The sequence below is a fragment of the Streptomyces sp. NPDC093544 genome, assembly GCF_040683495.1.
In the GTDB taxonomy this organism is placed as follows: Bacteria; Actinomycetota; Actinomycetes; order Streptomycetales; family Streptomycetaceae; genus Streptomyces.
Genome location: NZ_JBFBEA010000003.1, coordinates 169,176 through 193,062, shown reverse-complemented (window position 1 = coordinate 193,062; position 23,887 = coordinate 169,176). Strand labels below are relative to the sequence as shown.

Genomic DNA, 23,887 nt, shown 5'->3' with positions numbered 1-23,887 from the left:
GACGGTGACCGCGAAGAGGGCCGGAGCGGGTCATCCTAGGCCCGGAACGACCCGCCTGACCAGCGGATTTCCAGGACGTATACGGCGATGTCAGTGCGGTGGTGTGCAATGGATCTCGTGTCCGTGCTCGAAGAACCACTGAAGAAGGTGCTCGGCCCCGCCACCGCGAAGGTGATGGCCGAGCATCTCGGCCTGCACACCGTGGGCGACCTGCTGCACCACTATCCCCGCAGATACGAGGAGCGTGGCCAGCTCACCCACCTCGCCGACCTGCCCATGGACGAGCACGTGACAGTGGTCGCCCAGGTCGCCGACGCCCGCCTGCACACGTTCTCCTCGTCGAAGGCCCCGCGCGGAAAAGGCCAGCGCCTCGAAGTCACCATCACGGACGGCAGCGGCCGCCTCCAGCTGGTCTTCTTCGGCCACGGCGTGCACAAGCCCCACAAGGACCTCCTGCCCGGCACGCGCGCGATGTTCTCCGGCAAGGTCTCCGTCTTCAACCACCGCCTCCAGCTGGCCCATCCGGCGTACGAGTTGCTGAGCGGCGACGACGACGAGGCGACCGAGACCGTCGGCTCCTGGGCCGGCGCCCTCATCCCGCTCTACCCGGCCACCGCCAAGCTGGAGTCCTGGAAGATCGCCAAGTCCGTGCAGACGGTGCTGCCGCACGCGCAGGAGGCCGTCGACCCGCTCCCGGACTCCCTGCGCGACGGCCGTGGTCTCCTCGCTCTCCCCGAGGCACTCCTGAAGATCCACCGCCCGCACACCAGGGCGGACGTCGACGACGCCCGCGCCCGCCTTAAGTGGGACGAGGCCTTCGTCCTCCAGGTCGCCCTGGCCCGCCGCCGGTACGCCGACGCCCAACTCCCCGCGGTGGCCCGCAAACCCAAGCCGGCCGGCCTCCTCACCGCCTTCGACGCCAAGCTCCCCTTCACCCTCACCGAAGGCCAGCAGAAGGTCTCCAAGGAGATCTTCGACGACCTCGCGACCGAGCATCCGATGCACCGACTGCTCCAGGGAGAAGTAGGTTCTGGGAAGGCTCAACCACTTGATTCGCTGGTGCTGACGCCCATGGGCTTCCGCCGGATGGGGGACCTGCAGAAGGGCGACGAAGTTGTCGTGCCCAACGCAGAAATTGCCCTGATCGATGGGGTCTTCCCCCAAGGAGAGCGTGATGTCTGGCGCGTTGTTCTCTCCGACGGCAGTTCCGTCGAGTGTGACGACGAGCACCTCTGGATCGTTGGTACGAGCTGCGGATGGCATCGGGGGCAGACGCCCAAGGTGATGACCGCTCGGGAGATTCGTCTCGACACGTTCAAGGCGAACGGATCGTCGAAGTGGTACATCCCCGCAGCAACGCCGGTCGACCTGGGAGGGGACACGGGGTTGCGACTCGATCCTTACCTCTTCGGGTTGCTGCTGGGTGACGGTTCGTTCCGACACAATCTGCGTCTGTCCACGGTCGATGACGAGATCCATGACGCTGCGGCGAGTGCTGTCGCGCCGGACTGTCGACTGGTACCGGTGACCGGTTCCCGCTGTGACTACACGATCCAGCTGACGCAGCGCTCCGGCGGTGTGCGGAATCCTGTCATCAAGGCTCTGCGCGCCCTGGACCTGTGGGGTAAGTCATCCCACAACAAGTTCATTCCCGAAGACTTCAAGAACACGTCGATCAAGAACCGACTCGCTCTCCTCCAGGGGCTCATGGACACTGACGGCACAGTCCACGCGGACGGGATGAGTGTCTCTTTCTGCTCGGCTTCGCTCAGGCTCGCTGAGGATGTCGCGTGGCTCGTGCGTTCGCTGGGTGGCCGGGCGCGAGTGCTGCCCAGGAGGGCCGCGTTCGACGTGTCGGTGGCACTCCCGGACGAGTACGCGCCCTTCAGGCTGTCCCGCAAGGCAGAACGAGTGTGCCCGCGCCCGAAATACAACACATTCCGACGAGGCATTCGGGCTGTGGAGTACGTGGGTCGTAAACCGGTCCAGTGCATCAGCGTCGCCCACCCGAGCCATGCTTACGTCACTGACAACTTCACAGTGACCCACAACACGATGGTGGCCCTGCGCGCCATGCTCGCCGTCGTCGACGCGGGAGGGCAGGCCGCGATGCTCGCGCCCACCGAAGTGCTTGCTCAGCAGCACCACCGTTCGATCACGGAGATGATGGGGGAGCTGGCCGAGGGCGGGATGCTCTCAGGGGTCGAGCACTCCACGAAGATCGTGCTGCTCACCGGGTCCATGGGGGCCGCCGCCCGGCGGCGGGCGCTGCTTGACCTCGTCACCGGTGAGGCCGGGATCGTCATCGGCACGCATGCGCTGATCGAGGACAAGGTGCAGTTCCACGACCTGGGCCTGGTCGTGGTCGACGAGCAGCACCGCTTCGGTGTCGAGCAGCGCGACGCCCTGCGCGGCAAGGGCAAGCAGCCCCCGCACCTGCTCGTCATGACCGCCACACCCATCCCGCGCACCGTCGCGATGACCGTCTTCGGTGATCTGGAGACCTCGGTCCTCGACCAACTCCCCGCCGGGCGCTCGCCGATCGCCAGCCATGTCGTCCCCGCCGCCGACAAGCCGCACTTCCTGTCGCGCGCGTGGGAGCGCGTGCGCGAGGAAGTGGAGAACGGCCATCAGGCGTACGTCGTCTGCCCCCGCATCGGCGACGACGAGGACGACCCGACCAAGGCCAAGAGCAAGAAGAAGTCGTCCGATGCCGACGCCGAGAAGCGGCCGCCGCTGGCCGTCCTCGACATCGCCGACCACATCGCCAACGGTCCTCTCCAGGGGCTCAAGGTCGAAGTCCTGCACGGCAGGATGCAGCCCGACGACAAGGACGCCGTCATGCGCCGCTTCTCCGCGGGCGAGACCGACGTCCTGGTCGCGACGACCGTGATCGAGGTCGGGGTGAACGTGCCGAACGCCACGGCGATGGTGATCATGGACGCCGACCGGTTCGGTGTGTCGCAGCTCCACCAGCTGCGCGGTCGCGTCGGCCGTGGCTCGGCCCCCGGCCTGTGTCTCCTGGTCACCGAGATGCCGGAGGCGAGCCCGGCCCGCCAGCGGCTGAACGCGGTGGCGTCCACCCTCGACGGCTTCGAGCTCTCCCGCATCGACCTCGAACAGCGCCGCGAGGGCGATGTCCTCGGCCAGGCCCAGTCCGGTGTCCGCTCCTCGCTGCGCATGCTGGCCGTCATCGAGGACGAGGAGATCATCGCCGAGGCCCGCGAGGAGGCCGCCGCGGTCGTCGCCGCAGACCCGGAGCTCGAGCGGCTCCCCGGCCTGCGTACGGCCCTGCAGGCGCTCCTGGACGAGGAGAGGGAGCAGTACTTGGACAAGGGGTGAGCGGAGGCCCCTGAACTTGGCCACGGGGTGGGCGGAGGTCCCTGAAAGGGGCGCGGGGAACCGCGCGAGCAACCACAGCGATGTCGCGGCCGTCCATCGCGCGAAGCACCCCCGACCTTCGCCTGCCAGACTGGATCCGTAACCGCCCCTCGAACAAGGACCCCAGATGACCCGCGTGATCGCCGGCGAAGCCGGCGGACGCCGCCTAGCCGTTCCGCCGGGCACCGGCACCCGGCCCACCTCCGACCGGGCGCGCGAGGGCCTCTTCTCCACCTGGCAGTCCCTGCTCGGCGGCCCCCTGGCGGGCGAGCGTGTCCTGGACCTGTACGCCGGGTCGGGCGCCGTCGGCCTGGAGGCGCTCAGCCGCGGCGCCGGACACGCCCTGCTCGTCGAGGCCGACGCCCGCGCGGCCCGCGTCATCCGCGAGAACGTGAAGGCACTGGGCCTGCCCGGCGCCGAGGTCAGGCCGGGCAAAGCGGAACAGATCACCCAGACATCGGCGCCCTCGGACCCGTACGACCTCGTCTTCCTGGACCCCCCGTACGCCGTCTCAGACGACGATCTTCGCGAGATTCTGCTCACACTCCGGACGGGGGGCTGGCTCGCGGCCGAAGCCCTCGTCACCGTGGAGCGCAGCACCAGAGGCGGTGAATTCGGGTGGCCGGTCGGTTTCGACGCGATCAGGGCCCGTCGTTACGGCGAGGGGACGTTTTGGTACGGTCGCGCCGCCGCTACGTGCGAAGACGCACGATGACCGGACTGGAGAGCGAGGGACCTCAGTTGCGCCGCGCCGTCTGTCCCGGGTCGTTCGACCCGATCACCAACGGACATCTCGACATCATCGCCAGAGCCTCCAAGCTGTACGACGTTGTGCACGTCGCGGTGATGATCAACCAGTCGAAGAAGGGCCTCTTCGAGATCGACGAGCGGATCGAGCTGATCCGCGAGGTCACCGCCGAGTTCGGCAACGTCGAGGTCGAGGCGTTCCACGGCCTCCTCGTCGACTTCTGCAAGCAGCGCGACATCCCCGCGATCGTCAAGGGTCTGCGCGCCGTCAGCGACTTCGACTACGAGCTGCAGATGGCCCAGATGAACATCGGCCTGTCGGGCGTGGAGACCCTCTTCGTTCCCACCAACCCCACCTACAGCTTCCTGTCCTCCTCGCTCGTCAAGGAGGTCGCGACCTGGGGCGGCGACGTCTCCCACCTGGTGCCGCCGGTCGTCCTGGAGGCGCTCAAGGAGCGCCTCGGCAAGGACTGAGCCCCCGACCCGAGAAACTGACAGTCCGTCACCCGGTGTCGGGCGAGGAGGCAGTGGTCGTACAGTCGACCCGTCCGTCTCCATAAACACCTTTAGAGAGTGGCGAGCACAGAGTGGACGTGCAGAAGAAGCTCGATGAGATCGTCGCGTCGGTCGGCAGCGCCCGTTCCATGCCCATGTCGGCCTCGTGCGTGGTCAACCGCGCCGAGCTGCTCGCCATGCTCGAAGAGGTGCGCCAGGCGCTGCCCGGCTCCCTCGCCCAGGCCGAGGAACTGATCGGCGGCCGCGAGCAGATGGTCGAGCACGCCCGCCAGGAGGCCGAGCGGATCATCGAGACCGCGCACGCCGAGCGCGGGTCGCTGATCTCCGACACGGAGGTCGCCCGGCGCTCCCAGGCCGAGGCTGAGCGCATCCTCGCCGAGGCCCGCCAGGAGGCCGAGGAGGTCCGCGCGGAGGCCGACGACTACGTCGACTCCAAGCTCGCCAACTTCGAGGTCGTCCTCACCAAGACCCTCGGCTCCGTCGGCCGTGGCCGCGAGAAGCTCCTCGGCACCGGCCCGGGCACCGACGAACAGGGGTACGAGGACGAGGACGCCCCCGAGCGCAGCCATGACCCTGAGACGCTGCGGCGGAGCGCCGACGAGTACGTCGACGTCAAGCTCGGCGCCTTCGAGGCCGTCCTCGCCAAGACCCTGGACGCCGTCGGCCGCGGCCGGCAGAAGCTGCACGGCCGCATCGCCAGCGACGACCTCGGCCTCCTCACGGACGAGGACGGGACGCCCGCGCACCACACGAACGACTCCGACTACCTGGCGGGCCTCGCGGGAATCACGGAGACCCCCGAGCAGCCCGTGGCGCCCCAGGCTCCGGACATCCCGGCCCAGCAGCAGGTGTACGCGCAGCAGGACGCGTACGCCTATCAGCAGCAAGCCCCCGATCCGTACGGATACCAGCAGCAGTACGCCCAGCAGGATCCGTACGCGTACCAGCAGCAGACCGCCGACCCGTACGCCGCCTACCCGCAGCAGCAGGGCTACGACCAGCAGCCGGCGTACGACCAGAGCCAGCAGCAGGCCTACGCGCAGCCCCAGGCGCACGCCATGGAGCCGCAGCAGCACGCCCTCGACGAGACCAGCCTCTTCGACACGAGCATGATCAGTGCGGAGCAGCTGCGGGCGTACGAACAGGGGCGCTGACACCGGATTGGGCCGAGAGCGAATGGTCCAGTATCCTGGCTCTTCGGTCGCGTGTACGTCCGCGATCACCGCTGCCCGGAACATCACGGGAAGCATCCTCTTGAGCTTCGAAGATCGAAAGCAGGAATGGCTCTGAACGCCCGCCTCGACCACCGCAACCCGCTCGTGTTCGACACACACGAGCTGGGGCGGCGTCCTGGCGCGCTCCAGCGGCTGTCCCGCACGATCGACGCTCCCAAGGATCTCGGGATCCAGGGAGTCATCGGAGTGCCGGAAGGCGCCCCGGTGGAGCTCGACCTCCGGCTTGAGTCGGTCATGGAAGGTGTGCTTGTCACAGGCACCGCCCGTGCACTGGCCAAGGGGGAGTGCGTAAGGTGTCTGGAGCCGCTCGAGCTGGAGCTCGAAGCGGAGTTCCAGGAGATGTTCTCGTACCCTGACGCCGACGACCGGGGCCGCCCCAAAGCGGAGCCGGCCGACGACGCCGAGGACGACGAGGACATGCTCCCTCTCGAGGACGGCTTGTTCGACCTCGAACCCGTGCTGCGTGATGCGGTGGTGCTCGCACTGCCGATGCAGCCGGTGTGCCAGGACGACTGCCCCGGCCTGTGCTCCGAATGTGGAGCGCGGCTGGCGGACGCCCCGGACCACCACCACGAGGCCGTCGACATCCGTTGGGCGGCACTGCAAGGACTCGCCGGTTCACTTGAAGATGGCGAGAAGGACGAGTTGGGCGACGGCGCGCTTCCATCAGCGCACGTCGACGAGAAGCAGGAGAAGTAGCCGTGGCTGTTCCGAAGCGGAAGATGTCGCGCAGCAACACGCGCCACCGCCGGTCGCAGTGGAAGGCTGCGGTCCCCAACCTGGTTGCGTGCGAGCGCTGCCACGAGCCCAAGCTGCAGCACATCGCGTGCCCCGCTTGCGGCACCTATAACAAGCGCCAGGTCCTCGAGGTCTGAGCGGCTGGTGAGAGGTCTGATGTCTGACGCCAAGGCGGAAGTAAGCGCCAAGAAAAAGGCGGACAACACAGCCTCGTCCCACACGCTTCTGGAAGGGCGGCTCGGCTACAAGCTCGAGTCCGCCCTTCTGGTGCGTGCACTGACCCACCGTTCGTACGCATACGAGAACGGCGGTCTGCCGACCAACGAACGCCTGGAGTTCCTCGGGGACTCCGTGCTCGGCCTCGTGGTCACGGACACGCTGTACACCACCCACCCCGACCTCCCAGAAGGCCAACTGGCCAAGCTGCGGGCCGCGGTGGTCAATTCTCGTGCGCTTGCGGAGGTGGGGCGTGGCCTCGAACTCGGCTCCTTCATCCGGCTCGGCCGGGGTGAAGAAGGCACGGGAGGCCGGGACAAGGCGTCCATCCTCGCCGACACCCTTGAAGCGGTGATCGGCGCTGTCTATCTCGACCAGGGTCTGGAAGCGGCGGGCGAACTAGTCCACCGGCTCTTCGACCCGCTGATCGAGAAGTCCTCGAATCTCGGTGCCGGCCTGGACTGGAAGACCAGTCTCCAGGAGCTCACCGCGACCGAAGGGCTCGGGGTTCCCGAGTACCTGGTCTCGGAGACCGGCCCGGACCATGAGAAGACCTTTACTGCTGCCGCCCGCGTCGGAGGCGTCTCGTACGGCACCGGCACCGGCCGCAGCAAGAAGGAGGCGGAACAGCAGGCCGCGGAATCCGCGTGGCGTGCTATCCGTTCCGACGCGGACGAACGCGCGAAGTCGGCCAGGGCGGCCGCCGCAGAACAAGCAGCACAAGCGGCAGCCCAGGTCACCGAGGGGAACGCCGACACCCCCTCGGCTCCGACGAGCGATTCGGCCACGGCTGATTCCTTCAAAACTGAAGCACCCGCAGTAACTGAGACACCTTCAGTAACTGAGACACCGCAGTAACTGAAACACCCGCAGTAACCGAAGCACCTGTAGCACCTGTAATAACGGAAGTGCCCGTAGTAACTGCCGTACCCGCAACACCCGCAGTATCCGAACCCCGTCGCAGCGCTCGCGCAGCGGCGGGGTTCGTATCGCATTCTCCAAAGGAGCGCCGTGCCCGAGTTGCCCGAGGTCGAAGTCGTGCGGCGCGGCCTGGAGCGCTGGGTCAGCGGACGGGTCGTGAAGACGGTGGAGGTCCGGCATCCACGAGCCGTACGGCGGCATCTCGCCGGGCCCGAGGGTTTCGCGAAGGCGCTCGCGGGCCACCGCGTGGGAGAAGCCAGGCGCCGGGGCAAGTACCTGTGGCTGCCCCTCGCCGACTCCCCGTTCTCCGTGCTCGCGCACCTCGGCATGAGCGGCCAGCTCCTGGTGCAGCCCGAGGACGCCACGGACGAGAAGCACCTGCGCGTCCGTATCCGCTTCGAGGACGGCCAAGGCACCGAGCTGCGCTTCGTCGACCAGCGCACCTTCGGCGGCCTCTCGCTGCACGAGAACACCGCGGACGGCCTCCCGGACGTCATCGCGCACATCGCCCGAGACCCGCTCGACCCCCTCTTCGACGACGCCGCGTTCCACACGGCGCTGCGCGCCCGCCGTACGACCATCAAGCGCGCCCTGCTCGACCAGTCGCTGATCAGCGGGGTCGGCAACATCTACGCGGACGAGGCGCTCTGGCGCTCCAAGCTGCACTACGAACGCCCCACCGGAACCTTCACCCGGCCGCGTACCACCGAGCTGCTCGGCCACATCCGCGACGTCATGAACGACGCCCTCGCAGCCGGCGGCACCAGCTTCGACAGCCTGTACGTCAACGTCAACGGGGAGTCGGGCTACTTCGACCGCTCGCTCGACGCGTACGGGCGTGAGGGCGAGCCCTGTGGGCGGTGCGGGACCCCGATGGCGCGCCGCGCGTGGATGAACCGGTCCAGCTACTTCTGCCCGCGCTGTCAGCGGCCGCCGCGCGCGGCCGCCTAGCCGCGGCGGGGGCGGTCTCGGCCGGCTAGCTCTTCTGGCGCGCCTCGTCGTAGCGCCCGCGGGACTCCAGCACGTCGTCCATGCGGCCCTCCATGAAGTGGATGAGGGTCAGGAGACGCTGGGTGACCTCGCGGCCGAGCGGTGTGAGCGTGTAGTCGACGCGTGGGGGATTGGTCGGCTGGGCGTCGCGGTGCACCAGGCCGTCGCGCTCCAGCGCCTGGAGGGTCTGGGAGAGCATCTTCTCGCTGACGCCGTCGACACGGCGGCGCAGCTCGTTGAAGCGGAACGTGCCGTCGTGCAGGGCTCCCAGGGTGAGCGCGCCCCAGCGTCCGGTGACATGCTCCAGCGTGCTCCGGGAGGGGCAGCTCCGGGCGAACACGCTGTACGCGTGGTCCTGACACTCACCGCTCGCGGCGGCGCTCTGCACAGCTGACTCCATGGTTTCAGCGTACGCCGACGCAGCGCCCACTGTGGGGTTGCGCTAACCTATTGACAGTGCACGCCCGCTCGGGTACCGGTCGACAACCGGTACCCGAATCCGGTCAGTAGCCGAAGTCCTGTGTCCACCAAGGGCCGCCCTCGCCGAGGTACACACCCACGCCCAGGGTCTTGAAGTCGCAGTTCAGGATGTTGGCGCGGTGGCCGGGGCTGTTCATCCAGGCTTCCATCACGGCCTCGGCGGTGGCCTGGCCGCGGGCTATGTTCTCGCCGCCCAGGTTGTCGATCCCGGCAGTCGCCGCGCGGTCCCAGGGGGTCGCGCCATCAGGGTCGGTGTGGTCGAAGAAGCCGCGCGCGGCCATGTCCGCGCTGAAGACGGAGGCCAGCTCGGAGAGCGAGCTGTTCGCCGCCACGGGGCTGCACCCCGCGGTGGCCCGCTCCGTGTTGACCAGTGCGAGCACCGCGTTCGCGGCCACGGTCTCGGCGGACACCGTCTCCGGGGCGGTGGCCTCCGGAGCCTTGGTGGGCTCCTCGGCGGGCTTCGTCGGCGTCTTCGTCTCGGTGGGTTCTGCCGTGGGCTTCTTCGCAGGTGCCGTCGTCGGAGCGGCCGAGGAGGTGGAGGGGGCGGCCGACGGCGTTGCGTCGCGCTCGGCGTCACGGCTCGTCCCGGTGTCGTCGCGGTCGTCCTCCGCGCTGCCCGAGGTGCCGCCCTGCTGGGTCTCGATGCTGGACGGGGAGCCGGCGGCCTGCACGTTGTCGGCGTTGCCGCCGCCGAGGGAGTAGTTCTCGGCGCCAGGCATGACACCGGCGGCGACGGCGACGGTGCCGAGGGCCACGGCGGCTGAGACGCCTAGCAGCCCCGTACGTACGGGGGTAGCGGCCTTCCTCTTACGGTGCGAGCGGGCGACGGCACCGCTCGGGAAGTCGGCGACAGCCGCGTAGCCATACAGGTTCTCCGGCCCGTAGGGACCGGTGGTGCCCGTGCGGTCCGTGCGGGTGTCCGTGCCCCCGGTGGCGCGACCTGTGGCGGCGCGGCCGGCGGCTGAGCGTCGGTGGCGTCCCATCTTTTGGCCTTCCTCGATCTTGCAGTCAGTGAACCTCACCCGAAAGAGTGAGTTTCATATGAGACTCATTGGGTCGGGACGGTACCGCATGGCGCAAGGGGAGGAAGTGCCCCGAGAGACATTGTCCGGTTAGCGTGCACCCATGAACGAGGTTGTACGGGTGGTCGTCTGGGTGCGTGGAAGGGTTCAGGGCGTGGGTTTCCGCTGGTTCACGCGGGCCAAGGCGCTGGAGATCGGAGAGCTGAGTGGTTTTGCTCTCAATCTGGACGACGGACGGGTCCAAGTGGTCGCGGAGGGCCCTCGGACCGGGTGCCAGAGTCTGCTCGACTGGCTCCACGGGGACGACACACCCGGGCGCGTGGACGGAGTCACTGAGATCTGGGACACGCCCCGCGGGATCTACGACGGCTTCGCCATCCGCTGACGGAGTCGGCGGATGGCGACCGACCGGAGCGGCTGGGCATGCCACCAGCACCTGCCGGAAGCGGAAAGGCCCAGGTGGTTGCCAAGAACGGTAGGTCGTGGCAGGCTCCGCGCAGACGGATGATCTCCACGCCCCCGGGCCCCGCAGGAGTCGCAGCGCCGCCCGGGAAGGGCCGCGCGCCCCAGCCTTGCCCGCCATTGCGAGCGTGATCGTGTTGACCGTCAAACTTTTTGGTGAGACGCTGAAAACCCCGCGCACCTTAGCTGTTTGGCATGTGGAACAGCAGCAAGAACTTAAAAGTGTCAAGCATCGCGGGTGCGATTCCCTCACGACCCATCGACCCACACCGTTTCGGTCGGTCACTCAGTGTGGAGGACCATCCATCATGGCAAAGGCGCTTCTCGGTTACGTCGGCGGTTCCGACCCGCGACTCATTGCCGAGATGCGACGGCTCCAGCAGCGCGTACAGGACCTCGAATCCGAGCTCGGACGGATCCAGGCCGAGAACGACGCGCTCGCGGCTGCCGCTTCTCACGACTCGCTTCTCGATCTCGACGTACCCCAGGCGGAGCCTGCGCTCACCTGATCACTGCATCGCACCACGACAGCAGTGGTTGGGAAGCTCACTTCAACCGCTAAGTTGTCAGAATTGCAAGGGACGCCTCTTCGGCGTCCCTTCTTCTTTCCCCCGCGTACTTTTCCCCTGTCTTCAACGTCTGGTGTGCCCTGCACGTTCATGGGTGAAACCGCGTGTTCGTGGAGTGAGACCGGCCCGAAAGGTAGAGTCCAGCGGCGTGCACCTCAAGGCCCTTACCCTGCGCGGGTTCAAATCGTTCGCCTCGGCGACCACGTTGCGGTTCGAGCCGGGCATCACCTGTGTCGTGGGCCCCAATGGTTCGGGCAAGTCCAATGTCGTGGACGCGCTGAGCTGGGTCATGGGCGAGCAGGGTGCCAAGTCGCTGCGCGGCGGCAAGATGGAGGACGTCATCTTCGCCGGCACCACCGGGCGTCCGCCGCTCGGCCGCGCCGAGGTGTCGCTCACCATCGACAACTCCGACGGCGCGCTGCCCATCGAGTACGCCGAAGTCACCATCACGCGGATCATGTTCCGCAACGGCGGCAGCGAGTACCAGCTCAATGGCGACACGTGTCGACTGCTGGACATCCAGGAGCTGCTGAGCGACTCCGGCATCGGCCGTGAGATGCACGTCATCGTCGGGCAGGGCCAGCTCGACTCCGTACTCCACGCCGATCCGATGGGCCGCCGCGCCTTCATCGAGGAGGCCGCGGGCGTTCTCAAGCACCGCAAGCGCAAGGAGAAGGCGCTGCGGAAACTGGACGCGATGCAGGCCAACCTGGCCCGCGTCCAGGACCTGACGGACGAACTGCGACGGCAGTTGAAGCCGCTGGGCCGGCAGGCCGCGGTCGCGCGCCGCGCCGCCGTCATCCAGGCCGATCTGCGCGACGCCCGGCTCCGCCTCCTCGCCGACGATCTCGTACGGCTGCGTCAGGCGCTCCAGAGCGAGATCGCCGACGAGGCCGCGCTGAAGGAACGCAAGGAGTCCGCCGAGGCCGAGCTGAAGAAGGCGCAGCAGCGGGAAGCGCTCCTGGAGGACGAGGTCCGCCGGCTCGCTCCGCGCCTGCAGCGCGCCCAGCAGACCTGGTACGAGCTGTCGCAGCTCGCGGAGCGGGTGCGCGGCACGATCTCGCTGGCCGACGCGCGCGTGAAGAGCGCGACTTCGGCACCTCCCGAGGAGCGGCGCGGGCGCGATCCCGAGGACATGGAGCGCGAGGCCGCGCGGATCCGCGAGCAGGAGGCCGAGCTCGAAGCGGCCCTGGAGGCCGCCGAGCACGCCCTTGAGGACACCGTCGCGCACCGAGCCGATCTGGAGCGCGAGCTCGCTGTCGAGGAACGCCGCCTCAAGGACGTCGCCCGTGCCATCGCCGACCGCCGTGAGGGCCTCGCGCGGCTGGGCGGCCAGGTCAACGCCGCCCGTTCCCGGGCCGCCTCCGCCCAGGCCGAGATCGACCGCCTCGCCGCATCCCGCGACGAGGCCCAGGAGCGCGCGGTCGTGGCCCAGGAGGAGTACGAGCAGCTGAAGGCCGAGGTCGACGGTCTCGACGAGGGCGACGCCACGCTCGCGGAGCAGCACGAGGCGGCCAAGCGTGCGCTGGCCGACGCGGAAGCCGCGCTGACAGTGGCCCGTGAAGCGGCCACGGCGGCGGAACGCAGGCGCGCCGCGACCCAGGCCCGTCGCGAGGCCCTCGCCCTCGGGCTGCGCCGCAAGGACGGCACAGGAGCGTTGCTCGGCGCGAAGGACCGCCTCACGGGCCTCCTCGGCCCCGCGGCCGAACTCCTCTCGGTCACCCCCGGCTTCGAGCTCCCGCTGGCCGCCGCCTTCGGCGCCGCGGCCGACGCCATCGCGGTCACCACCCCTGCCTCGGCGGCGGACGCCATCCGCATGCTCCGCAAGCAGGACGCGGGGCGGGCGGCGTTGCTGCTGGCGGGCGCGCCGGAGGAGCGGGGCACGAACGCGGTGGAGGGCGGCGTACCCCGTCAGGAGCGGAACGACGGGCCTCCGTACGCGGCCGAGCTGGTCCGCGGGCCCGCCGAGCTCATGCCTGCCGTACGGCGGCTGCTGCACGGGATCGTCGTGGTCGGCACCCTTGAGGACGCCGAGGAACTTGTCTACGGGCGGCCTGAGTTGACGGCCGTCACCGCTGAAGGGGACCTGCTGGGGGCGCACTTCGCGCACGGTGGGTCGGCCGGGGCGCCGAGCCTGCTGGAGGTGCAGGCGTCCGTCGACGAGGCGGCCGCGGAGCTCGAAGAACTGGCTGTGCGGTGTGAGGGGCTCGGCGAGGCTCAGCACGAGGCCACGGCGCGGCGGAAGGAATGTGCCGCGCTCGTCGAGGACCTGGGGGAGCGGCGGCGGGCCGCCGAGCGCGAGAAGTCGACTGTGGCACAGCAGTTGGGGCGGTTGGCCGGCCAGGCGCGGGGCGCGGCGGGGGAGGCGGAGCGGAGTACCGCCGCGGCGGCGCGGGCGCAGGACGCGCTCGACCGGTCCGTGGAGGAGGCGGAGGAGCTGGCCGAGCGGCTCGCCGTCGCCGAGGAGATGCCGGTGGAGGAGGAGCCCGATACCGGCGTACGGGATCGGCTGGCCGCCGACGGCGCCAACGCTCGGCAGACCGAGATGGAGGCCCGGCTCCAGGTGCGTACGCACGAGGAGCGGGTGAAGGGGCTCGCCGGGCGGGCCGACGGACTCGACCGGGCCGCGCGGGCCGAACGCGAGGCACGCGCGCGTGCCGAGCAGCGCCGGGCCCGGCTGCGGTACGAGGCCGAGGTCGCCGAGGCCGTCGCCTCCGGGGCGCGGCAGCTGCTCACGTACGTCGAGGTCTCGCTGACCAGGGCCGATGAGGAGCGGGCCGCCGCCGAGAGCGCCAAGGCCCACCGGGAGCAGGCTCTCGGCGTCGCCCGTGGCGAAGGACGTGACCTCAAGGGCGAGCTCGACAAGCTCACGGATTCGGTTCACCGCGGCGAGGTACTCGGCGCCGAGAAGCGGATGCGTATCGAGCAGCTGGAGTCGAAGGCGTTGGAGGAACTCGGTGTCGAACCGGCGGGGCTGGTGGCGGACTACGGCCCGCAGCAGCTCGTGCCGCCCTCGCTCGCCGCCGAGGGCGAGGAACTGCCCGAGGACCCGGAGCACCCGCGCAATCAGCCCCGCCCGTTCCACCGCGCCGAGCAGGAGAGGCGGCTCAAGTCAGCCGAACGGGCGTACCAGCAGCTCGGAAAGGTCAACCCGCTCGCGCTGGAGGAGTTCGCCGCGTTGGAGGAGCGCCACAAGTTCCTCAGTGAGCAGCTGGAGGACCTCAAGAAGACGCGTACCGACCTGCTTCAAGTGGTGAAGGAGGTCGACGAGCGCGTCGAGCAGGTGTTCACCGAGGCGTACCGGGACACGGCCCTGCAGTTCGAGGGCGTCTTCAGCCGGCTGTTCCCGGGAGGGGAGGGGCGGCTGATCCTGACCGATCCCGACAACATGCTCACCACGGGCGTGGACGTGGAGGCCCGCCCTCCGGGCAAGAGGGTCAAGCGGCTGAGTCTGCTCTCCGGCGGAGAGCGGTCCCTGACCGCCGTGGCGTTGCTCGTGTCGATCTTCAAAGCACGGCCCAGCCCGTTCTATGTGATGGACGAGGTCGAGGCCGCGCTCGACGACACCAACCTCCAGCGGCTGATCGGGATCATGCGGGAGCTGCAGGAGGCCTCGCAGCTGATCGTGATCACGCACCAGAAGCGCACGATGGAGGTCGCCGACGCGCTGTATGGAGTTTCCATGCAGGGTGACGGTGTGTCGAAGGTCATCAGCCAGCGGCTCCGCTAGATGCATGTAGCCCACACGGGTCGTGACCTGGGCTTCCGCTTGAGTTCAAGTGTTGAACATTTAGATGGCGTCTCGGTGCCGAAAATTCACAGCAGACCCGCCTGTTGACTTCGAAACTTGAAGGAATAGTCTCTGCAGCGTTGCTTTTGCCTTCAGGTGGTGGGTGACGTGATGTTGTGCGCCACTTGTATGACCACTTGAAGGGCTCGCCCCCACCCCCGGCAGTGAGGCCGGTGGCCCGAGGAGTTACACGTGACCAGCACAGTGCCCCCAACGTCAGGCGCCCGAGCGGCTCAACCCGAGCATCTCGGCCATGTCATCTTCATCGCGGCGGCGGCCGCGATGGGCGGGTTCCTCTTCGGCTACGACAGTGCCGTGATCAACGGCGCCGTCGAAGCCATCCGAAGCCGGTACGACATCGGCTCGGCGGCGCTGGCTCAGGTCATCGCCATCGCCCTGATCGGCTGTGCCATCGGCGCGGCGACCGCGGGACGCATAGCCGACCGCATCGGCCGCATCCGCTGCATGCAGATCTCGGCCGTCATGTTCACGGTCAGCGCCGTCGGTTCCGCGCTGCCCTTCTCCCTGTACGACCTGGCCTTCTGGCGCGTCATCGGCGGTTTCGCCATCGGTATGGCCTCCGTGATCGGCCCGGCCTACATCGCCGAGGTCGCCCCGCCCGCGTACCGCGGACGCCTCGGGTCCTTCCAGCAGGCCGCGATCGTCATCGGCATCGCCATCTCGCAGCTGGTCAACTGGGGCATCCTGAACGCCGCCGACGGCGACCAGCGCGGCAAGCTCATGGGCCTGGAGGCCTGGCAGGTCATGCTCGGCGTGATGGTCATCCCGGCCATCCTCTACGGTCTGCTCTCCTTCGCGATCCCCGAGTCGCCGCGCTTCCTGATCTCCGCGGGCCGGGACAAGCGCGCCCGTGAGGTGCTCAAGGAGGTCGAGGGCGACAAGATCGACCTCGACGTCCGCGTCGCCGAGATCGAGCACGCCATGAAGAGCGAGCACAAGTCGACCTTCAAGGACCTGCTGGGCAGCAGCTTCTTCTTCAAGCCGATCGTCTGGGTCGGTATCGGCCTCTCGGTCTTCCAGCAGTTCGTCGGCATCAACGTCGCGTTCTACTACTCCTCGACGCTGTGGCAGTCGGTCGGCGTCGACCCGTCGGAGTCGTTCTTCTACTCGTTCACGACGTCGATCGTCAACATCATCGGCACCGTGATCGCCATGATCTTCGTCGACCGCATCGGTCGTAGGCCGCTCGCCCTCATCGGTTCCGTGGGCATGGTCGTCGGTCTCGCCCTCGAAGCCTGGGCCTTCTCCTTCGACCTGGTGGACGGCAAGCTGCCGGCCGCGCAGGGCTGGGTCGCCCTGATCGCCGCCCACGTCTTCGTCCTCTTCTTCGCCCTCTCCTGGGGTGTCGTGGTCTGGGTCTTCCTCGGCGAGATGTTCCCGAACAGGATCCGCGCCGCCGCGCTCGGCGTCGCCGCCTCCGCGCAGTGGATCGCCAACTGGGCCATCACCGCGAGCTTCCCGTCCCTGGCCGACTGGAACCTCTCCGCGACCTACGTGATCTACACGGTCTTCGCCGCGCTCTCCATCCCCTTCGTGCTCAAGTACGTGAAGGAGACGAAGGGCAAGTCGCTGGAGGAGATGGGCTAGGCCTCTGCCTACGGCCCCCGAAACTCGGGGAGACGGGCCACATCCCCCGCTGCCCGTCTCCCCGTACTCGTCAGAAGACGACGTACGGCCCCCCGGCTCGGTCTTCGAGGTCTTGAGCCGGGGGGCCGTACGTCTTTCTCCGTCCCGTCAGTCGCTCTTCGCTGTCCCGTCAGTCCTTGAGGCGGGGCAGGACGTTTTCGCAGAACAGGTGCAGGCTGCGCCAGCCCTCGTCGAGGGGCATCCCGCCGGACAGCGGGTGCAGGACGTAGTTGTCGAGGCCGTGGGCCACGCACTCGTCGGGAGTGAGAATCCGGTAGACGCCCTCGGCACGCAGTTCGTCCACCGTCGTCGCCGCCGACTTCACCGCCGAGCGGATGTCGCCGGACTGCCAGGAGGCGTACGTCCGTGCCTCGTGCAGAAAGTGCGTGCCGTACTCGGCCCAGGCCCGGTCCGGGTCCTCGGCGATGTGCAGCAGCGGGGTTTCCGCCGACGGCATCATGGTCCAGCCCTCGGTGCCGTACTCGATGAGCCGCTCCTTGTAGTACGCCTCCAGGTCGGGAAGGTGGGCGCTGGGGAAGAACGGCAGGCCCAGGCGTGCCGCCCGCCGCGCCGCCGCCTTCGAGGAGCCGCCGACCAGCAGCAGGGGATGCGGGTCGGAGAACGGCCGCGGAGTGACCCGTACGGTCCTGCCCCGGTACTCGAACTCCTCGCCGGTCCACGCCTTCAGCACCGTTTCCAGCAGTTCGTCCTGGAGTTTGCCGCGCCGCTTCCAGTCGACGTCGAAGAGGGCGTACTCCTCGGGCCGGTAGCCGATCCCCGCGACGGTGATGAGGCGTCCGCCGCTGAGCAGATCGAGTACGGCGATGTCCTCGGCGAGGCGCAGCGGATCGTGCAGCGGGCCGATGACCGCCGACACGGTGACCGCGAGGTGCCTGGTCGCGCCGAACACCGCGCCCGCGAAGGCGAACGGCGACGGCAGCCAGTTGTTGGCGACGCCGTGGTGCTCCTCGGTCTGCACGGTGGTGATGCCGCGGTCGTCGGCGTACGCGGCCATCTCAACTGCCGCTTTGTAGCGGGCGCTCAGCGACGCGGGGGTGGCGTCGGGGTCAACGAGGTTGAAACGTACGACGGTTACGGGCATGGGGAGCCCCCTTCGTGTGTGGAGGGGGACGGTAGCTGACGGTGCATCAGGTCGCCAGAGCGGCGGAGAGCGGGTTGCGTCGATGTCGTACGTCAGTTCTATTTAGGCATGTGGGGTCCGGCTCCTCAGGGAGGAGGGGTGCCTGCCCGGGGAGGGATGGATACTGAGTGGGTTATGGAAATCATCCTTGCTGTAGTCATCGCCGTGATCGTGCTGGGCGCGTTCGGCGGGCTTGTCGTCGGCAGTCGCCGGAAGAGGCAGCTGCCCCCGCCGCCGCCCACGACGCCCGACATCACCGCCCCTCCGGCCGAACCGCACGTCGGCGACGAGGCCGAGACGCCGCGGGACGAACCGCGCCGCACGGTAGAAGAGGTGGACCTCCCGGGGGCCCCCTCGGCTCCCGTCGCGGTCGAGGAACCCCCGGCCCTCCCCGAGATCGAGGTCCCGGAGCCCGCCGCAGGGCGCCTGGTGCGGCTGCGCGCCCGGCTCTCCCGCTCGCAGGGCGCGCTCGGCCAGGGCCTGCTCACGCTGCTCTCGCGCGAGCACCTCGACGAGGACACCTGGGAGGAGATCGAGGACACGCTGCTCACCGCCGACGTCGGTGTGCAGCCCACCCAGGAGCTGGTCGACCGGCTGCGTGAGCGCGTGAAGGTGCTCGGTACCCGTACGCCTGACGAGCTGCGCGCGCTCCTGCGCGAGGAGCTGCTCCAGCTGCTCGTGCCCGAGTTCGACCGAGAGGTCAAGACCGACTCGAACCTCGACACCCCGGGCATCGTGATGGTCGTCGGGGTCAACGGCACCGGCAAGACCACCACGACCGGAAAGCTCGCGCGTGTGCTGGTCGCCGACGGCAAGCACGTCCTCCTGGGCGCCGCGGACACCTTCCGTGCCGCCGCCGCCGACCAGCTGCAGACCTGGGGCGAGCGCGTGGGCGCTCGCACCGTGCGCGGCCCCGAGGGCGGTGACCCCGCCTCGATCGCGTTCGACGCGGTCAAGGAGGGCATCGCGGAGGGCGCCGACGTCGTCCTCATCGACACCGCGGGCCGGCTGCACACCAAGACCGGGCTCATGGACGAACTCGGCAAGGTCAAGCGCGTCGTCGAGAAGCACGCCCCGCTGGACGAGATCCTGCTCGTCCTCGACGCCACCACCGGGCAGAACGGTCTGGTCCAGGCCCGGGTCTTCGCCGAGGTCGTCGACATCACCGGCATCGTGCTCACGAAGCTCGACGGCACGGCCAAGGGCGGCATCGTGATCGCGGTGCAGCGCGAGCTGGGGGTGCCGGTCAAGCTGGTGGGTCTGGGGGAGGGGGCGGACGATCTGGCGCCGTTCGAGCCGGAGGCGTTCGTGGATGCTCTTATCGGAGAGTAGGCGCACACCGGATTCAGGCAGAGTCACCAGGCGCTCGGAGAAGCGCCCGCCCCCAAGGTGCAGTCGGGAGCGGGCGCTTTGGCATGTGAGCCCTCGGTTCGCGAACGGTTACGCGCGCGACCGATGTGCCACATACGCCAGCGTCCCCAACAGCAGTCGCGCCTGCGGTGGTTTCGTCGCCGAGTCCAGTGCGGGGGAGCGCAGCCAGCGGACCGGGCCGAGGCCCGCGCGGTCGGAGGGCGGGGCCGTGATGTGCGTGCCCGAGCCCAGGCCGTGCAGGTCGAGGGAGGCGTCGTCCCAGCCCATCCGGTAGAGCAGCTCGGGCAGTTCGGGCGCGGAGCCGGGCGTGACGAAGAACTGGGCGCGGCCGTCCGGGGTCGCCGTCACGGGTCCCAAAGGGAGCCCCATGCGTTCGAGTCGGACGAGAGCGCGGCGTCCGGCAGCCTCGGCGACCTCGATCACGTCGAACGCGCGGCCGACCGGCAGCATCATGGCGGCACCCGGGAACTCGGCCCAGGCCTCGGTCACTTCGTCGAGCGTGGCGCCGGCCGGGATCGTCGGTGCGAAGTCCAGTGGATGCGTACCCGGCGCGGGACAGTCGGCGCTGCCGCACGAGCACGCCCCCGCGGCGGCCCGGGCGCCGGGGACCACGTCCCAGCTCCACAGTCCGGTGAACTCCGCCACCGCTGTGCACTCCGACGAGCGGCCGCGGCGCCGTGAGCCGGGCCGGAGTTCGCGCGTCCCCCGACTACTGCCGATCGTGAAGCCCATGCCCCCTCCAACGGGTCCGATCCACCGGTGGTTACGTGACGGAATGGGAACGTGACCCTGTGTTCCCGACTTCCCTTGTGTCGCCCGGTCCAGACGGCGCTCAGTGGTGCCCCGGGTGGTGCGCTCGGCATCGTGCGCCCCGGCGTACACCGCTCCGCCCACTCCCGGCCATGCTGTGTCAAGTGAATCGCGCGTGGGCGATGCGGAGTTCATTCGAAGGGGTGGCGAATGGTGGCGTTTCCGGGATCGCCATGGCTGGAGGGGTGATCGTAGGATTACTTTGAGTACACGAGTCCTGGGGACGTGTGCACTCGTGGGTATGCCAAGGGCAAGTCGACTTCCCGTTCGAAGGGTGAGAACTACCGGACGGGCGGCCTATTTACCGGCATTCTGATAGGGCTTGGCGCACGCAGCGTACAAGTGGTCTCAGGGATGGGGGCGTTCCAGTGGGCGGCAACGGCGGAAGCGGGACGAACGCTGAGAAGCGCCCCAACGAGCTGCTCGGCTCGTGGTTCGTGCGCAGCGGCTGGTCCAAGGGTGAGCTCGCACGTCAAGTGAACCGCAGGGCCCGCCAGTTGGGGGCCAGCCACATCTCCACGGACACCTCGCGGGTGCGTCGCTGGCTGGACGGGGAGAGTCCGCGCGAGCCGATCCCGCGCATCCTGTCCGAGCTGTTCTCCGAGCGGTTCGGCTGTGTCGTCGCCGTCGAGGACCTCGGTCTGCGCGCCGCCCACCAGTCACCGTCCGTGTCCGGCGTCGACCTGCCCTGGACTGGCCCGCAGACCGTGGCGCTGATCAGCGAGTATTCCCGCAGCGACCTGATGCTGGCGCGGCGCGGCTTCCTCGGCAGCTCGCTCGCCCTCTCCGCGGGCCCCGCACTCATCGAACCCATGCAGCGCTGGCTCGTGCCCTCGCCCACGTCGCCGCGTGAGGAGCCCGAGCCCTCCTCCGCGGTGCGCCGCGGGCGGCTCTCCAAGCCGGAGCTGGACCTCCTGGAGTCCACCACCGTGATGTTCCGGCAGTGGGACGCCCAGTGCGGCGGCGGCCTGCGTCGCAAAGCGGTTGTCGGGCAGCTGCACGAGGTGACCGACCTGCTCCAGGAGCCCCAGCCCGCCGCCACGAACAGGCGCCTGTTCAAGGTTGCCGCCGAACTGGCCGAGCTGGCCGGCTGGATGAGCTACGACGTGGGGCTCCAGCCCACCGCGCAGAAGTACTTCGTCCTCGCCCTGCACGCCGCCAAGGAAGCGGGCGACAAACCGCTCGGCTCGTACGTCCTCTCCAGCATGAGCCGCCAGATGATCCACCTGGGCCGGCCCGATGACGCGCTGGAACTGATCCACCTCGCGCAGTACGGAAGCCGTGACTGCGCCAGCCCGCGCACCCAGTCCATGCTGTATGCGATGGAGGCCCGCGCGTACGCCAACATGGGTCAGCCCGGAAAATGCAAGCGCGCCGTCCGGATGGCCGAGGACACCTTCGCCGACGTCCATGAGTGGGACGACCCGGACCCCGACTGGATCCGCTTCTTCTCCAAGGCCGAGCTGTACGGCGAGAACTCGCACTCCTACCGCGACCTCGCCTATGTCGCCGGACGCAGCCCCACCTACGCCTCCATGGCCGAGCCCGTGATGCAAATGGCCGTAGACCTCTTCGCCAAGGACACCGAACACCAGCGTTCGTACGCACTGAACCTCATCGGTATGGCCACCGTGCACCTCCTCCAGAAGGAGCCCGAGCAGAGTGCGGTCCGGGCCAAGGAAGCGATGTCGTACGCGAAGAAAGTGCGCTCGGAGCGCGTCAACACTCGTATCCGAAAGACGGTCGACACGGCGGCCCGGGACTTCGGGGACCTCGCCGAGGTCGTCGACCTGACAGCCCAGCTCGCCGTCGACCTGCCCGAGACCGCCGAGGCGGTCTGACCGAGGCCGCGAAAGCGGCTACTCCCCAGTACCCCGGCCGCGGCCGGCCGTCCCGAACTGCCCGACTCGGCTCCCCCATGCCAGGTCATCGGACGGCCCGCCGCGGCCGGCTTGTCTCCCCTCGGGGAAGGTTGCGCCACGATAACGATCGCGCGGCCCGGTCTCAGTCAGTTCATCGAGGCGTAACACGCGAGACGCCTTCGTCACTCCGGTGAAACATCGAGGGGCGCCGACCGAAACCGCGCTGCGCCAATCTCAGGGCGCATAACCGGCCCACCCCTCACGCCCACTTCAGGCTTCGCCCGCACGGGGCCGTACCAATCGACGAGGAGACGCCGATGGCACCAGCCATCACCCTGGCCGCAGATCCCACGCTGTCTGCCGCCAACACAGGGTTCATGCTCATCTGTTCCGCCCTGGTGCTGATCATGACGCCCGGCCTGGCCTTCTTCTACGGAGGCATGGTCCGCGTCAAGAGCACCTTGAACATGCTGATGATGAGCTTCATCAGCATGGGCATCGTCACCATCCTGTGGGTGGTGTACGGCTTCTCCCTCGCCTTCGGTACGGACAAGGGCTCGCTCATCGGCTGGACCTCCGACTACGTCGGGTTCGGCGGTGTAGGCATCACGGATCTGTGGGACGGCTACACCATCCCGATCACCGTCTTCGCCGCGTTCCAGCTGATGTTCGCCATCATCACGCCCGCCCTGATCAGCGGCGCGCTCGCGGACCGCGTGAAGTTCACCGCCTGGTCCCTCTTCATCGCCCTGTGGGTCACGGTCGTGTACTTCCCGGTCGCGCACTGGGTGTGGGGCACCGGCGGCTGGGCGTTCGAACTCGGCGTGATCGACTTCGCGGGTGGTACGGCGGTCCACATCAACGCCGGTGCGGCGGCGCTCGGCGTGATCCTCGTCATCGGCAAGCGCGTGGGCTTCAAGAAGGACCCGATGCGCCCGCACAGCCTCCCGCTGGTCATGCTCGGCGCCGGTCTCCTGTGGTTCGGCTGGTTCGGATTCAACGCGGGCTCGTGGCTCGGCAACGACGACGGTGTCGGCGCGCTGATGTTCCTCAACACGCAGATCGCCACCGCCGCTGCGATGCTCGCCTGGCTCGCCTACGAGAAGATCCGGCACGGCGCGTTCACCACGCTCGGTGCCGCCTCCGGTGCGGTCGCCGGTCTGGTCGCGATCACCCCGTCCGGCGGTGCGGTCTCCCCGCTCGGCGCGATCGCCGTCGGCGTCATCGCCGGTGTGCTGTGCGCCATGGCCGTCGGCCTGAAGTACAAGTTCGGCTACGACGACTCGCTCGACGTCGTCGGTGTCCACCTCGTCGGCGGTGTCGCCGGCTCCCTGCTCATCGGCTTCTTCGCCTCCGGCAAGGGCCAGTCCGATGTCGAGGGCCTCTTCTACGGCGGCGGCCTGACCCAGTTCTGGAAGCAGTGCGCTGGTGTCGGCGCCGTCCTCGCCTACTCCCTCATCGCCTCCGCGATCCTCGCCTTCCTGATCGACAAGACGATCGGGATGCGGGTCAGCGAGGACGAAGAGGTCGCGGGCATCGACCAGGCCGAGCACGCCGAGACCGCATACGACTTCAGCGGCACCGGCGGTGGTGCGGGCTTCACTTCCACCCCGACCCCCGCTGAGGGCACTGCCAAGAAGGTGGACGCATGAAGCTCATCACTGCCGTCGTGAAGCCTCACCGGCTCGACGAGATCAAGGAGGCCCTGCAGGCCTTCGGGGTACACGGTCTGACGGTCACCGAGGCCAGCGGCTACGGTCGGCAGCGGGGACACACCGAGGTCTACCGTGGTGCCGAGTACACGGTCGACCTGGTTCCCAAGATCCGCATCGAGGTGCTGGCCGAGGACGACGACGCCGAAGGCCTGATCGACGTCATCGTCAAGGCGGCTCGCACCGGCAAGATCGGTGACGGCAAGGTCTGGTCGATCCCGGTCGAGACCGCCGTCCGGGTCAGGACCGGCGAGCGCGGCCCGGACGCGCTCTAAAG

19 protein-coding genes and 1 pseudogene are annotated in these 23,887 nt (G+C 68.7%); 16 read left to right on the top strand and 4 right to left on the bottom strand.

Annotated elements, in window-relative coordinates:
* The first annotated feature begins 108 nt into the window (after nt 1–108).
* The 8 genes and pseudogenes from AB0N66_RS05205 (at nt 109) to mutM (ending at nt 8,705) form a co-directional block, all read left to right on the top strand.
* Nucleotides 109–3,342 carry a helicase-related protein gene (locus AB0N66_RS05205; protein WP_365428947.1) on the top strand — a complete coding sequence of 1,078 codons (3,234 nt, stop codon included), beginning with the start codon at nt 109–111 and terminating at the stop codon, nt 3,340–3,342.
* A gap of 160 nt (nt 3,343–3,502) precedes the next feature.
* Nucleotides 3,503–4,096 (top strand): annotated as a pseudogene (rsmD, locus tag AB0N66_RS05200) (16S rRNA (guanine(966)-N(2))-methyltransferase RsmD); the annotation flags it as partial.
* 26 nt (nt 4,097–4,122) lie between these two features.
* Nucleotides 4,123–4,602: a pantetheine-phosphate adenylyltransferase gene (coaD, locus tag AB0N66_RS05195; RefSeq protein ID WP_365429473.1), complete on the top strand. Its 480-nt coding sequence runs from the start codon at nt 4,123–4,125 to the stop codon at nt 4,600–4,602.
* A 113-nt stretch (nt 4,603–4,715) separates the two neighbouring features.
* Nucleotides 4,716–5,798, top strand: coding sequence for an ATP synthase F0 subunit B (locus AB0N66_RS05190; RefSeq protein ID WP_365428944.1), 1,083 nt, complete (start codon nt 4,716–4,718; stop codon nt 5,796–5,798).
* Nucleotides 5,799–5,924: 126 nt separating this feature from the next.
* Nucleotides 5,925–6,578, top strand: a complete 654-nt coding sequence (locus AB0N66_RS05185) for a YceD family protein (protein ID WP_365428941.1) — start codon at nt 5,925–5,927, stop codon at nt 6,576–6,578.
* A 2-nt stretch (nt 6,579–6,580) separates the two neighbouring features.
* On the top strand, nt 6,581–6,754 hold the full coding sequence (rpmF, locus tag AB0N66_RS05180; RefSeq protein ID WP_033321093.1) for a 50S ribosomal protein L32: 174 nt from the start codon (nt 6,581–6,583) through the stop codon (nt 6,752–6,754).
* A 19-nt stretch (nt 6,755–6,773) separates the two neighbouring features.
* Complete coding sequence (rnc, locus tag AB0N66_RS05175) at nt 6,774–7,691, top strand: ribonuclease III (protein WP_365428938.1); 918 nt, start codon at nt 6,774–6,776, stop codon at nt 7,689–7,691.
* Between the two features lie 153 nt (nt 7,692–7,844).
* A complete protein-coding gene (gene mutM / locus AB0N66_RS05170; RefSeq protein WP_365428935.1) occupies nt 7,845–8,705 on the top strand; it encodes a bifunctional DNA-formamidopyrimidine glycosylase/DNA-(apurinic or apyrimidinic site) lyase in 861 nt (286 codons plus the stop codon).
* 25 nt (nt 8,706–8,730) lie between these two features.
* On the opposite strand, the gene AB0N66_RS05165 is transcribed toward mutM, so the two are convergent.
* Nucleotides 8,731–9,144 (bottom strand): helix-turn-helix domain-containing protein, encoded by a 414-nt coding sequence (locus AB0N66_RS05165; RefSeq protein WP_365428932.1) that lies wholly within the window; start codon nt 9,142–9,144, stop codon nt 8,731–8,733.
* 103 nt (nt 9,145–9,247) lie between these two features.
* On the bottom strand, nt 9,248–10,207 hold the full coding sequence (locus AB0N66_RS05160) for a CAP domain-containing protein (protein ID WP_365428930.1): 960 nt from the start codon (nt 10,205–10,207) through the stop codon (nt 9,248–9,250).
* A gap of 142 nt (nt 10,208–10,349) precedes the next feature.
* On the opposite strand from AB0N66_RS05160, the gene AB0N66_RS05155 reads away from it, so the two are divergent.
* From AB0N66_RS05155 to AB0N66_RS05140, 4 genes are all read left to right on the top strand, one after another.
* Nucleotides 10,350–10,631: an acylphosphatase gene (locus AB0N66_RS05155; protein ID WP_365428927.1), complete on the top strand. Its 282-nt coding sequence runs from the start codon at nt 10,350–10,352 to the stop codon at nt 10,629–10,631.
* A gap of 385 nt (nt 10,632–11,016) precedes the next feature.
* A complete protein-coding gene (locus tag AB0N66_RS05150; protein ID WP_365428924.1) occupies nt 11,017–11,217 on the top strand; it encodes a hypothetical protein in 201 nt (66 codons plus the stop codon).
* A gap of 208 nt (nt 11,218–11,425) precedes the next feature.
* Nucleotides 11,426–15,007 carry a chromosome segregation protein SMC gene (gene smc, locus AB0N66_RS05145; protein ID WP_365428921.1) on the top strand — a complete coding sequence of 1,194 codons (3,582 nt, stop codon included), beginning with the start codon at nt 11,426–11,428 and terminating at the stop codon, nt 15,005–15,007.
* Between the two features lie 252 nt (nt 15,008–15,259).
* Nucleotides 15,260–16,675 (top strand): sugar porter family MFS transporter, encoded by a 1,416-nt coding sequence (locus AB0N66_RS05140; protein ID WP_365428918.1) that lies wholly within the window; start codon nt 15,260–15,262, stop codon nt 16,673–16,675.
* A gap of 169 nt (nt 16,676–16,844) precedes the next feature.
* Here the strand turns inward: AB0N66_RS05140 and AB0N66_RS05135 are convergent, their stop codons facing one another.
* Nucleotides 16,845–17,816 (bottom strand): LLM class flavin-dependent oxidoreductase, encoded by a 972-nt coding sequence (locus tag AB0N66_RS05135; RefSeq protein ID WP_365428915.1) that lies wholly within the window; start codon nt 17,814–17,816, stop codon nt 16,845–16,847.
* A gap of 174 nt (nt 17,817–17,990) precedes the next feature.
* On the opposite strand from AB0N66_RS05135, the gene ftsY reads away from it, so the two are divergent.
* Nucleotides 17,991–19,187: a signal recognition particle-docking protein FtsY gene (gene ftsY / locus AB0N66_RS05130; protein ID WP_365428912.1), complete on the top strand. Its 1,197-nt coding sequence runs from the start codon at nt 17,991–17,993 to the stop codon at nt 19,185–19,187.
* 108 nt (nt 19,188–19,295) lie between these two features.
* Here ftsY and AB0N66_RS05125 read toward each other — a convergent pair whose 3' ends face one another.
* Complete coding sequence (locus AB0N66_RS05125; protein WP_365428909.1) at nt 19,296–19,958, bottom strand: bifunctional DNA primase/polymerase; 663 nt, start codon at nt 19,956–19,958, stop codon at nt 19,296–19,298.
* 446 nt (nt 19,959–20,404) lie between these two features.
* Here AB0N66_RS05125 and AB0N66_RS05120 point away from each other — a divergent pair, with 446 nt between their 5' ends.
* The 3 genes from AB0N66_RS05120 to AB0N66_RS05110 all read left to right on the top strand — a co-directional run bounded on the left by AB0N66_RS05120 (nt 20,405) and on the right by AB0N66_RS05110 (nt 23,885).
* Nucleotides 20,405–21,877: a hypothetical protein gene (locus tag AB0N66_RS05120; protein ID WP_365428906.1), complete on the top strand. Its 1,473-nt coding sequence runs from the start codon at nt 20,405–20,407 to the stop codon at nt 21,875–21,877.
* Nucleotides 21,878–22,215: 338 nt separating this feature from the next.
* On the top strand, nt 22,216–23,550 hold the full coding sequence (locus AB0N66_RS05115; RefSeq protein ID WP_365428903.1) for an ammonium transporter: 1,335 nt from the start codon (nt 22,216–22,218) through the stop codon (nt 23,548–23,550).
* Nucleotides 23,547–23,885, top strand: coding sequence for a P-II family nitrogen regulator (locus tag AB0N66_RS05110; protein WP_164411711.1), 339 nt, complete (start codon nt 23,547–23,549; stop codon nt 23,883–23,885). Before AB0N66_RS05115 ends, AB0N66_RS05110 begins: the two co-directional genes overlap by 4 nt.
* Nucleotides 23,886–23,887 lie beyond the last annotated feature (2 nt).

What these genes read in the sequence shown, in the direction of transcription:
- AB0N66_RS05205 (WP_365428947.1), top strand. Translation starts at nt 109, where the DNA reads ATGGATCTCGTGTCCGTGCTCGAAGAACCACTGAAGAAGGTGCTCGGC.
- AB0N66_RS05185 (WP_365428941.1), top strand. Translation starts at nt 5,925, where the DNA reads ATGGCTCTGAACGCCCGCCTCGACCACCGCAACCCGCTCGTGTTCGAC.
- rnc (WP_365428938.1), top strand. Translation starts at nt 6,774, where the DNA reads ATGTCTGACGCCAAGGCGGAAGTAAGCGCCAAGAAAAAGGCGGACAAC.
- AB0N66_RS05165 (WP_365428932.1), bottom strand. Translation starts at nt 9,144, where the DNA reads ATGGAGTCAGCTGTGCAGAGCGCCGCCGCGAGCGGTGAGTGTCAGGAC.
- AB0N66_RS05160 (WP_365428930.1), bottom strand. Translation starts at nt 10,207, where the DNA reads ATGGGACGCCACCGACGCTCAGCCGCCGGCCGCGCCGCCACAGGTCGC.
- AB0N66_RS05155 (WP_365428927.1), top strand. Translation starts at nt 10,350, where the DNA reads ATGAACGAGGTTGTACGGGTGGTCGTCTGGGTGCGTGGAAGGGTTCAG.
- AB0N66_RS05150 (WP_365428924.1), top strand. Translation starts at nt 11,017, where the DNA reads ATGGCAAAGGCGCTTCTCGGTTACGTCGGCGGTTCCGACCCGCGACTC.
- AB0N66_RS05135 (WP_365428915.1), bottom strand. Translation starts at nt 17,816, where the DNA reads ATGCCCGTAACCGTCGTACGTTTCAACCTCGTTGACCCCGACGCCACC.
- ftsY (WP_365428912.1), top strand. Translation starts at nt 17,991, where the DNA reads ATGGAAATCATCCTTGCTGTAGTCATCGCCGTGATCGTGCTGGGCGCG.
- AB0N66_RS05125 (WP_365428909.1), bottom strand. Translation starts at nt 19,958, where the DNA reads ATGGGCTTCACGATCGGCAGTAGTCGGGGGACGCGCGAACTCCGGCCC.
- AB0N66_RS05115 (WP_365428903.1), top strand. Translation starts at nt 22,216, where the DNA reads ATGGCACCAGCCATCACCCTGGCCGCAGATCCCACGCTGTCTGCCGCC.
- AB0N66_RS05110 (WP_164411711.1), top strand. Translation starts at nt 23,547, where the DNA reads ATGAAGCTCATCACTGCCGTCGTGAAGCCTCACCGGCTCGACGAGATC.